This window comes from Ruegeria haliotis, from assembly GCF_013377785.1.
Lineage (GTDB): Bacteria > Pseudomonadota > Alphaproteobacteria > Rhodobacterales > Rhodobacteraceae > Ruegeria > Ruegeria haliotis.
Window position 1 is genome coordinate 404,106 of record NZ_JABXWT010000003.1, and the last position, 8,935, is coordinate 413,040.

Genomic DNA, 8,935 nt, shown 5'->3' on the forward strand with positions numbered 1-8,935 from the left:
AGCATGACCTCCTATTCGGTTTGCCGCCGTGAACTGGGCTCTCAAATCCGCAAGAAGGGTTGGAGCAGGCGCGGAATCAGCTTGGTGAATTTCAGCGGCGCGTCGGTGACGGCCAGACAAATGCAATCTTCAGAAATATCTGCCACCGGTGTGTGTTTCAGATCCTCGTCGGCAATCTCGACATCGCCGCGGGCAAAGTGATCAACCTCGTCCGAGAACGCGCCTTGCAGCACCATGGTCAACTCTATTCCGTGGTGACCGTGATCCGGAACGGCGGCACCGGCAGGAATGAACAGCAACCGGGCTGTGGCTTCTCGGGTGGTGGGCAAGATCGCTTGTTTCACACCCATTCCAATGGGTTTCCAGCGGATATCCTCGACACCGCCTCCGACGTAATCCTGCAAGGGAGATGGCAAGACGGGGCAACCCGGGCGGGCGGGCTTGGGGGTCGAAGCACCTTGGGCGATCAAAGCCATCGTGGCCGCCAGTGAATCCTCGTTCATGCCGACGGGCTGGTTCTGATCTTCCAGAACATGCCCACCCACAGCGTCAAAACTTTCGGCCCGCGCACGGCAGTCGTCGCACAGGGACAGGTGCGTGGCGACCATCAGATCGAATGCCTCGGGCAGGCTTCCTGCTGCATATGCCATCAGCAGATCGTCCGTCAGGTGGTGTTTTATCGTCTTGCTCATCATCACATCTCAATTCATTGCATGGCGCAAGCGGTCCAGCGCCAGCCGTATTCGTGATTTGATTGTTCCTAGGGGCAACCCTGTCTGGGACGCAATCTCTCGGTGGCTCAGATCACCGAAATAGGCCTTCTCGATCAGTTCTCTCTGCGCCTCGGGCAACGCCGACAGGGCGGTACGCAACTGCGCTGTCTCCTGCTGTAGAACGATGACATTGTCCTGCTCAGGTTCCGCCTCGGGCCCCCACCATAGGTCTTCGGGTTCCGGGCGGCGTTGTTTGCGCAGGACGTCAATGCGCTTGTTCCGGGCAATGGTGAATACCCAGGTGGCCACTGCTGCCCGGGTCGGATCGAACAGATGCGCCTTGTGCCACAGGGTTGCCATCACCTCCTGCGCGCATTCCTCGGCCATTGTGGCGTCGGACCCTGATTTCATCAAGAACGCCTTGATCCTTGGCGCGAAGTGCTGAAACAGTTCGGCAAAAGCCGTCTGATCCTGCGCGTCGCGAATGCGCCTGACGTGGTCCACCCACTCGGTTTTGGTGTCGCAACTGTTCTTTGTTCCGCTCACCGGCTTATCCTTGATGCGTTTCTTTGCGCGCCAAGGCAGACGGGCGACTAATTCAGCCGCCGGTTCGTCCAAGGTCACGGTATCGATCTCGGTAAACATAATCACATTACGCGGCGGCGCCAAAGCCGGATCACTTTATTGGGTCGTTTTAATCCAAACCGCGCTAAGTTTCGTATTCAGGTAAACGGCATTTATGGGAAAAGAATGCCATTTGAACAGTTTATAGGCAGACCAGAAAGAGCCGGATGTCACAGCAAGTCGATCATGTCGCAGGCCATACCTACCATGGGCGCAAGGGCGATATCGAGAACGCCTTCCGTTATTCCATCGACTGTATTCTGCTGGACCCCGAGGCGGATTTGACGACGCCTGCCCTGTTTTCGATTGATCGGGCGAATGTCACGAATTGGCGACGCAAGGATCATGGTGGAGACCCCGGCCACGGTACCGGCGCTGTGTGGCTGCGCGCGCAGTTTGACGAGATGGGTATCCCACAGCCTGCGCGCATCATTTTGTTGACGCAGCCCCGCGTGCTGGGTCACGTGTTCAACCCGGTCAGTTTCTGGTTCTGCTTCGACGATGCGGATCAACTGTACGCTGTCATGGCCGAGGTCACTAATACCTTCGGCACGCGCCACAGTTATCTGTGCCACAAGCCGGATTTCTCGGCGCTCGGCCCCTCGGACCGAATTGTGGCTAACAAGGCGATGCATGTATCTCCTTTTCAGAAGGTCGAGGGGACGTATACGTTTCGGTTCGACTACAGGGCCGATCGCGTTGGCGTCTGGATCGATTACGGGCGCGAGCGCGGCGGGCTGATCGCCACGCTGACCGGTCGGCGTCTGCCTTTGACCAACGGTGCAATCCTGTGGGCGCTGGCACGGCGGCCTTTTGGGGCCCGGCGCACTTTTGTTTTGATCGTATGGCAGGCCCTGAAACTGTGGTTCAAGAAAGCCCGATTTCGCCCGTTCCGAACCACGCCAGTGCCCGACCGCCCCGTGTCACGTGTACGCAGATAGCCGCCATCCGTTTGCGTAAGATCAAAGACGTGGACCTGTGGGAATGGTTGTGATGACCCGAGAACCGCGAACACGAGGAGCTGAAAATGTTGGAAATCTCGGCAAGGAAGGTCGCCCAGGTGGCGATGATGGGGCGCGAGCTGAACCGGGCCGAGGGCGAGTTGCGCGCCTTTGTCGGCCGGATGAGCGAGGATGAACAGGCCGAACTGGTTGCGATCATGTGGGTCGGACGCGAGAGCTTTTTTGCCGAGGATCTGGCCGAAGCCATCGCCACAGCCAAGTCCGAGGCCTCGACCCCCTGTGCCGACTACCTGATCGGCACGCCGCATCTGTCGGATCATCTTGAGAATGGCCTGGATGCGTTGGGGATTTCGGCCGAGGATGTGGAAAACGATCTGATGTAGCCGGGACGTCTCAATCGTTGAGCAAACTTGTAGTCGATGCGGCAAAGTTCATTTCGGCGAAGTGTGTTTGGCAATGTTTTAATGGCGAGCTTGCCAGCCACTTAAAGGTTACCTTGAAAGAGGTGTCGAGGGTGAAGTGCGAAATCTACCCGCACCTCTGAGAGCTCGCATTAATGCGCAAGCCTTTGATTGGGCGCCATTTCCTTGACGCCTAATACATCCAACTATTGCGACCTAAACAAATGTTAACGTGCCGCTTGGCTTCCGTTAAGACAGGGTTCCTTTCTTCTATAGCAACAACACAACGCAGTTTAAGCTCAGGAGGAGGAGTAAAAATGGCACATCCACAGATAGCAGTCGCCCAAAAAGGTTTCTGTGCAGGCCTGTTTGCACAATACACGGAAGCAAAGGTCGAGCGTTTTCGGCGCCGTATTTACTCGAATACCGTTCGGAATCTGGAACACCGCAGCGACCAGCAGCTGAAGGACATCGGTGTCCCAAGGGGCCAAATTAAGCGACGTGCCTATGATAGCGTGTACCACAACAAGCCATATCAGCACTGACCAAAGGCTTTGGGTGACTTAAAACCTATGTCCCATTGGACCTGATTGTGAGGTATTGAGTATGTTTGACGTAATCCCCCCAACCAACCGGCCGACTTCGGCCGCCAGCGCACTGATGCTGTTTGACCGTGCCATGAGAATTCGTGCAATCAGCGCCGATATCGTCAGCGCAGCACAGTATTTGGACGGTCTGTCTGATCGCCAATTGTCTGAAATTGGAATAAATCGCAGCGATATCGAAGATACAATCGAGCGGTATATCTGAAAACCGGACGCTGGCCAAAAAGTCTGAGTTAGATATTGCCAAGCCTGAAGCGAAAAAGCCATTCCAGTGACACTGGAATGGCTTTTTCTTCGCCAATTGGCGCAATCAAGCGATGTGATCCACTACCTGAAGATGCTGCGCCAGCGTGTCGATCTCAGCCATCCAGTCTTGGACCAGTTTCGGATCGCTGGGGGCTGCGTGAACGCCCACCGGGATTGCGCGGTTCAGGACCGCTTCGACCGCCAGTGACACCGGGATCGATACCAGCCGCGCCATGGCGGTGCCGCGCGCGTCCCCCCAGGCGTCCATCACATAGGTCTTGTGCCAGACCGTGCGGCCTTCTTTTTCGGCTTTCAGGCCAACACACAGCACAACGCGGTCCGGCTCACCTTCGTCATAGGCGTTTTCGGCCCAGAACTGATCTGACATTTCCTTCAGGCGTGCGTCGCCTTCGGCTCCCGAAAGGGTTTCGATTTCACTGAACACATCTGCCCACGCATCGGTCCAGCCATTCAGGCGCAGGGTGCCGCGGACGAATTCCTTGACCGGCCAATGCTCTTCGAAATGGTACTGCTGCATGAAGGGCAGTGAATCGCGGTTTGGATAGACCTCGAAGCTTTCAGGCGTGGGCAACGGGGCATTGTAGCTGCTGATCGCGTCCCACGGGCGGGCCACGTCCAAAGGCGCGTAGTCGCGGATTGAGCGAGACGGCGAACGCAGCGCTTTCAGAACTCCTAGCGGCGACCAGCTGAACTTGTACCGGAACGGGTTGGGGTTCTTGGGGATGCCGCCGCAATACGAGATGAAGCTCAGGTGATTTTGCGGATCGAATGCGTCTGAGGCGCGGTAACCATCGATCAAAGCATGGGCCATCAGGTGGTCGATGCCCGGATCCAACCCGACCTCGTTTACCAACACCACGCCGGTTTCGCGCGCCTTGTCATCCAACGCCCGCATTTCCGGCGCGATGTATGACGACGAGACAAAGTTCGCCCCTTTGGAAATCGCCAGTTCCGCCAGTGGCACATGCCAGTCACCCGGCAGCATCGAGACGATGACATCGTGCTGTTCCAGCACCGCTCCGAGTGTATCAATGTCAAAGGCACGGATGTCGTTGGTCAGATCTCCGACCTCGGCCTTGGCTTTGTCGATCGTGCGGTTCCATACGGTGACTTTGTGACCCGCCTCGATCAGGCGGCGCAAACCGGGAATGGCCGACAGGCCGGTGCCACACCAATGAATGGTCATCGCTCAGATCCTTTCGATATGAGATTGATAGGTTGCTTCTGCCCGGCCCCAGACCCCGCTATCGAGGTCGGTCAGGGTCAGCAGAGAAGGCAGTAATTGCGCGGCGTAATCCGCTGAGCTTTCAACCGGCAACATCGATGGCAGGTTGTCGATGGCTACGACGTCCAGCACAGGATCAATCGCGACCCGCAGCGCAGGGTTGTCCCATGTGGTGGCGCGGTCATAAACCGGCACCGGGTTGTAATCGCTGTCTGGATCGCAGGCGACATCACCGATGGCCGTCAGCTTACGCTGTGCAGTCAAAGCCTCGCACGGGACGAAGACCGGGGTTCCGGGGCGGGCGAAGATACAATTCAGGAATAGCTCGTGGTAGAGGATTTCCGGAAAGGGCCCACCGCTGGCAGTTTCGGCTATGTCCCATTTGGTGACCTGAACGCCCATCGCTTCGCACAGATCGGCAGCTCCAGTCCCGACGCGCCCCAGGGCACCGATGACAATGGCGCGGGGGCGCGGGTGTCCGGTGGCGTTCAATTCGGCCAGCAGTTCGGCATTCAGGATATCTTTGCCCGGATATACTCCGACCGGCGGACATGCTTCGCCGCGTTGCTGCGCGGCCCAGGTTTTGAGCGTCACGGCAGCGCCAGCGTATCCGGCCCAATAACCAAAGGCAGCGACCCGGCGGCCGGTCTCATCCACCAAATATTCCAGATCGTAAAGGGTACCGCCGCCGGCCTTGAACCGTTCCAGCAATGCGCGACCGGAATGTTGCCCTTTGTAGGCGTGACCAAACATGATGTGACGATGGGGCAGGGGCGTGCCGTCTTCGGGCAGTTCCTTGAGGCCAAAGATGATCGCGTCCGCAGAGGCCTTGGGCCAGGAATTCTCGGGCGCGATCTCGCAGCCCGCGTCTTTGTAGCCATCAATCGGGATGGCCCGGACCGAGCTTTCCTCGACCGTGACGCGCAGACCTTCAGCGATCAGTTTGGCGGCGCCTTGGGGTGTCAGGCCTACCCGTTCTTCGTTGGGGCGCTGTTCGGCCCTGACCCAGAGATGTGTCATTGTCTATCCTATTCTCAAAGCATTCCGGCAGCTTTGACCGCCTGAACTGAGGCGCGGGCCTCCATCGCCTTGCGGAAGGCCGCGATCTTGGGAAAGGCTGCGACGTCCACGCCATCGCCCTCCAGCCAGCTACAGACCACATAAAGGTAGGCGTCTGCGAGGCTGAGCTGATCCCCCAGAACGAAGGGACCACGCAGGCCGCTGTTGACGATGTAGTCGCAGGACGCGGTCATCGTCCCGGCCACTTTGGCGGTCATGTCCTTCCAGCTGGCTTTCTTGTCGGCCCAGCGGTGCCCGCGCATCTTGTGAGCATGGTTCACATGCATGGTCGAGGCCAGATAGTACATTACCTCGCGCATCCGGGCTGCCATGACTGGGTCTTCGGGCACCAACCCTGCCTCAGGTGCTTTGGCAGCGACATAGTCCAGCAGTGCTCCGGTTTCGGTCAGGATGCCGCCGTCAACCACCAGCGCCGGGACGCGGCCCTTTGGGTTGATTTGGTGATAGGCTGGTTTGGTTTGTTCGCCGCCGGCAAAGTCCAGACGGATCGCTTCGTAGTCCAACCCGGCTTCTTCCAGCGCAATTGCAACAGCCACCGAGATGGTGCGAGGGGCATAATAAAGCTGCATCTAAAGTTCTCCGTTGGGGCCGGTTACAAATGCGTCTGCGCAAACTGCCGGTCGGGGGCTTCCAGATGCGGAACGGCATTGAACAGGACCGGGCTGAGTTGCGGGCCAATCGGGTGCAGACGATGCATCGACGTGTTCATGATGGCAAGGGCGACGCGCGCCATCGACGGGATGTCCAATCCCATCGCCTGACGCACCACCATCGAGATCAGACCGCCCGAGGTCACGACGATGGCGGGGCCACCCTCGGTTCCGATGTCATGCAGGGCGTCGGACACGCGGGTCTCAAACGCGGCAAAGGTTTCGGGGGTATTCCTGATCTCACCACCGGCCCAAGCGGCAAAGGTCTTGGGCAAATGCTCCACGAACCCTTCGCGATCGGTTGGGACAACCTCACCGTGCTGTTCCTCGAACAGTTTGGCAATGTTGAAATACTCGATCTCGTTCAATCGCGCGTCTTGAATCGGTTCGGGTAGCCCCATGCTGGCGGCCGTTTCGACATGCCGGACTAAAGTTCCGCAATAGACACGTGGATGATGTGCGTGGGTATCACGCAGATGCGCGCCCAGCCAGCGGGCCTGCTGATGACCTAGCGCGCTGAGCTTGTCGTAGTTTTCTTCATCGCGCGCAGCGGTGTTGGCCTGGCCGTGACGAACCAGCGTGATGTGTGACATGGCGATCCCTCTTGGGCAAAGTCTTAGGGCAGGATCCAGGCCGGGGCCAGAGGGGGAGGGCAGGCAAATGTCAAAAATCTGGACGCCGTTCAGGCCAATTGCTTGCGTGGTGGCGCACCCGGCGTATGGTTCCGTCATATCAAGGGGGATAGAAATATGGCCATAGATGAAAAACGATTTCTGGCCGATCTGCATAAGCTGCGCGAATTCGGGGCCTCGGGTGTGGGTAAAGGTGTTGTTCGACCTGCCTTTTCCGACGCTGATACTGCGGCGCGCCGTTGGTTGTCGTCACGGATGCAAGAGGCTGGTTTGCAGCCACATTTCGACCCCGTAGGCAACCTGTTCGGCCTGGCTCAGGGGCCGTCCCTGTTGATGGGCTCTCATTCAGACAGCCAACCGGAAGGCGGTTGGCTGGATGGCGCTTTGGGTGTGATCGCGGCGCTTGAGATCGCCCGCGCGAGTGACAGGCCCATTTCGGTCGTGAGTTTTCAGGATGAGGAAGGCCGGTTCGGTGTCACGACGGGATCGGCTATCTGGTCCGGTGGGTTGAAACTGTCAGACGCCGACGCGCTGACCGATCATGCAGGCACAACGTTAGCGGCAGCACGCGCATCCATGCGGAACCTGACGCAGGGCTTTGTCGATCCCGGTCAATTCACGGGTTTCATTGAAATGCATATCGAGCAAGGCCCGTCGCTGGACACAGCGGGCGATCTGATCGGGGTTGTGACCGATATCGTGGGTATCCGCGATATGGTGATCTGTTTCGAGGGGCAGCAGAACCATGCCGGAACCACGCCGATGCATCTGCGTCGGGACGCGTTTCAGGCTTTGTCGCTGTTCAACAGTGAGATTGCGACGCGGTTTCAGAATGTTGTCACGCCGCAAACTGTCTGGACGATCGGGCATGTGGATCTGCATCCAAACGCCTCCTCGATTGTTCCGGGTCGCGCCCGGTTCTCGATGCAGTGGCGAGATCAGGATTCGGATCGCCTGATGCGCATGGAGCAGATTATCCGAGAAACTGCTCAAAAGATTGCTGATCGTTCAGGGATGGCGCTTAGCTTTGGTCCGTTGTTGGGACTTGAGCCTGTTGCAATGGACAAGTCCTTGCAAAAAAGGCTTGAAACTGGCGCACAGCGTGTTGCCCCCGGCAAGTGGCGGCATATGCCGTCTGGCGCATTGCATGATGCCACAAATGTTGCGCGGTTGATGCCTGTTGCGATGCTATTCGTGCCTTCGATCAACGGAATCAGCCATGATTTTGCCGAGGATACTTCGGAAGATGATCTGATTGCCGGTCTTCGTGTGCTGGAGATTGCCGCCAAGTCCTGATCGCATCGCAGGGCTGTGTGTTTGAGGTCCGACAAGGGTCGCGCCGGTCAATCGTAGTGATGACAGAAAACCTGGCTGTGCGATCAAACGTCTTATGTCTGCTTGTTGCCGAACGGAAAAAAGTTTCCTATCAGAGACAGAGCTGCGGTATATGACCGTATACAGATCATCTACTGGTTATGTGTTGAGGCCACGATGGTCCCCTGTGAGTCGAAATGGAATGAAGCTAACGCGGATTTGCGGATGCCTGCTGCCGGTATCGAACGAGGACACTTGATTGAAACGGCGTTCGTCGCCGACGCCACTAAGACAGTCGTTGCAATATCGGTCCGGTTCTTCAACCATATCGGTATCCGCTTGCATGCTACGACATGAAAAGGACATTGACATGACAGACCTTCCGAAACGGACGCCTCTCCACTCGTTGCACGTCTCGCTGGGTGGTAAGTTGGTTGATTTTGCGGGCTGGGAGATGCCTGT

General features: G+C 57.8%; 11 protein-coding genes. 5 read left to right on the forward strand and 6 right to left on the reverse strand.

Features of this window, described 5'->3' with window-relative positions; all coding sequences use genetic code 11:
• Positions 1–41: 41 nt before the first annotated feature.
• Both HW561_RS10490 and HW561_RS10495 read right to left on the reverse strand, forming a co-directional pair.
• Positions 42–692, reverse strand: a complete 651-nt coding sequence (locus HW561_RS10490; RefSeq protein WP_176864423.1) for a ChrR family anti-sigma-E factor — start codon at positions 690–692, stop codon at positions 42–44.
• 9 nt (positions 693–701) lie between these two features.
• Positions 702–1,358, reverse strand: a complete 657-nt coding sequence (locus HW561_RS10495; RefSeq protein ID WP_176864425.1) for a sigma-70 family RNA polymerase sigma factor — start codon at positions 1,356–1,358, stop codon at positions 702–704.
• 146 nt (positions 1,359–1,504) lie between these two features.
• Between HW561_RS10495 and HW561_RS10500 the strand changes: the two genes are divergently transcribed.
• The 4 genes from HW561_RS10500 to HW561_RS10515 all read left to right on the forward strand — a co-directional run bounded on the left by HW561_RS10500 (position 1,505) and on the right by HW561_RS10515 (position 3,510).
• The gene (locus tag HW561_RS10500) at positions 1,505–2,278 is read left to right on the forward strand and encodes a DUF1365 domain-containing protein (RefSeq protein WP_176864427.1); all 774 of its coding nucleotides are present in this window, start codon (positions 1,505–1,507) and stop codon (positions 2,276–2,278) included.
• A gap of 86 nt (positions 2,279–2,364) precedes the next feature.
• Positions 2,365–2,682 carry a DUF3775 domain-containing protein gene (locus tag HW561_RS10505; protein ID WP_176864429.1) on the forward strand — a complete coding sequence of 106 codons (318 nt, stop codon included), beginning with the start codon at positions 2,365–2,367 and terminating at the stop codon, positions 2,680–2,682.
• Positions 2,683–3,017: 335 nt separating this feature from the next.
• Entirely contained in the window at positions 3,018–3,245 is a 228-nt protein-coding gene (locus tag HW561_RS24285; RefSeq protein ID WP_176864431.1) for a DUF1127 domain-containing protein, read from the forward strand.
• A 61-nt stretch (positions 3,246–3,306) separates the two neighbouring features.
• The gene (locus HW561_RS10515; RefSeq protein WP_176864433.1) at positions 3,307–3,510 is read left to right on the forward strand and encodes a DUF1127 domain-containing protein; all 204 of its coding nucleotides are present in this window, start codon (positions 3,307–3,309) and stop codon (positions 3,508–3,510) included.
• Positions 3,511–3,615: 105 nt separating this feature from the next.
• Here the strand turns inward: HW561_RS10515 and HW561_RS10520 are convergent, their stop codons facing one another.
• The 4 genes from HW561_RS10520 to HW561_RS10535 are packed head-to-tail and all read right to left on the reverse strand — an operon-like array spanning position 3,616 to position 7,120.
• On the reverse strand, positions 3,616–4,758 hold the full coding sequence (locus HW561_RS10520) for a saccharopine dehydrogenase family protein (protein WP_176864435.1): 1,143 nt from the start codon (positions 4,756–4,758) through the stop codon (positions 3,616–3,618).
• A gap of 3 nt (positions 4,759–4,761) precedes the next feature.
• A complete protein-coding gene (locus HW561_RS10525; RefSeq protein WP_176864437.1) occupies positions 4,762–5,817 on the reverse strand; it encodes a saccharopine dehydrogenase in 1,056 nt (351 codons plus the stop codon).
• Between the two features lie 14 nt (positions 5,818–5,831).
• A complete protein-coding gene (locus HW561_RS10530; protein ID WP_176864439.1) occupies positions 5,832–6,446 on the reverse strand; it encodes a glutathione S-transferase family protein in 615 nt (204 codons plus the stop codon).
• Positions 6,447–6,469: 23 nt separating this feature from the next.
• Positions 6,470–7,120 (reverse strand): histidine phosphatase family protein, encoded by a 651-nt coding sequence (locus HW561_RS10535; protein ID WP_176864441.1) that lies wholly within the window; start codon positions 7,118–7,120, stop codon positions 6,470–6,472.
• 156 nt (positions 7,121–7,276) lie between these two features.
• Here HW561_RS10535 and HW561_RS10540 point away from each other — a divergent pair, with 156 nt between their 5' ends.
• Entirely contained in the window at positions 7,277–8,455 is a 1,179-nt protein-coding gene (locus HW561_RS10540; RefSeq protein ID WP_176864443.1) for a Zn-dependent hydrolase, read from the forward strand.
• The last annotated feature ends 480 nt before the right edge of the window (positions 8,456–8,935 follow it).

Excerpts from the sequence above, each read along its gene's own strand:
- HW561_RS10490 (WP_176864423.1), bottom strand. The coding sequence starts at position 692 with ATGAGCAAGACGATAAAACACCACCTGACGGACGATCTGCTGATGGCA.
- HW561_RS10495 (WP_176864425.1), bottom strand. The coding sequence starts at position 1,358 with ATGTTTACCGAGATCGATACCGTGACCTTGGACGAACCGGCGGCTGAA.
- HW561_RS10500 (WP_176864427.1), top strand. The coding sequence starts at position 1,505 with ATGTCACAGCAAGTCGATCATGTCGCAGGCCATACCTACCATGGGCGC.
- HW561_RS10505 (WP_176864429.1), top strand. The coding sequence starts at position 2,365 with ATGTTGGAAATCTCGGCAAGGAAGGTCGCCCAGGTGGCGATGATGGGG.
- HW561_RS24285 (WP_176864431.1), top strand. The coding sequence starts at position 3,018 with ATGGCACATCCACAGATAGCAGTCGCCCAAAAAGGTTTCTGTGCAGGC.
- HW561_RS10515 (WP_176864433.1), top strand. The coding sequence starts at position 3,307 with ATGTTTGACGTAATCCCCCCAACCAACCGGCCGACTTCGGCCGCCAGC.
- HW561_RS10520 (WP_176864435.1), bottom strand. The coding sequence starts at position 4,758 with ATGACCATTCATTGGTGTGGCACCGGCCTGTCGGCCATTCCCGGTTTG.
- HW561_RS10525 (WP_176864437.1), bottom strand. The coding sequence starts at position 5,817 with ATGACACATCTCTGGGTCAGGGCCGAACAGCGCCCCAACGAAGAACGG.
- HW561_RS10530 (WP_176864439.1), bottom strand. The coding sequence starts at position 6,446 with ATGCAGCTTTATTATGCCCCTCGCACCATCTCGGTGGCTGTTGCAATT.
- HW561_RS10535 (WP_176864441.1), bottom strand. The coding sequence starts at position 7,120 with ATGTCACACATCACGCTGGTTCGTCACGGCCAGGCCAACACCGCTGCG.
- HW561_RS10540 (WP_176864443.1), top strand. The coding sequence starts at position 7,277 with ATGGCCATAGATGAAAAACGATTTCTGGCCGATCTGCATAAGCTGCGC.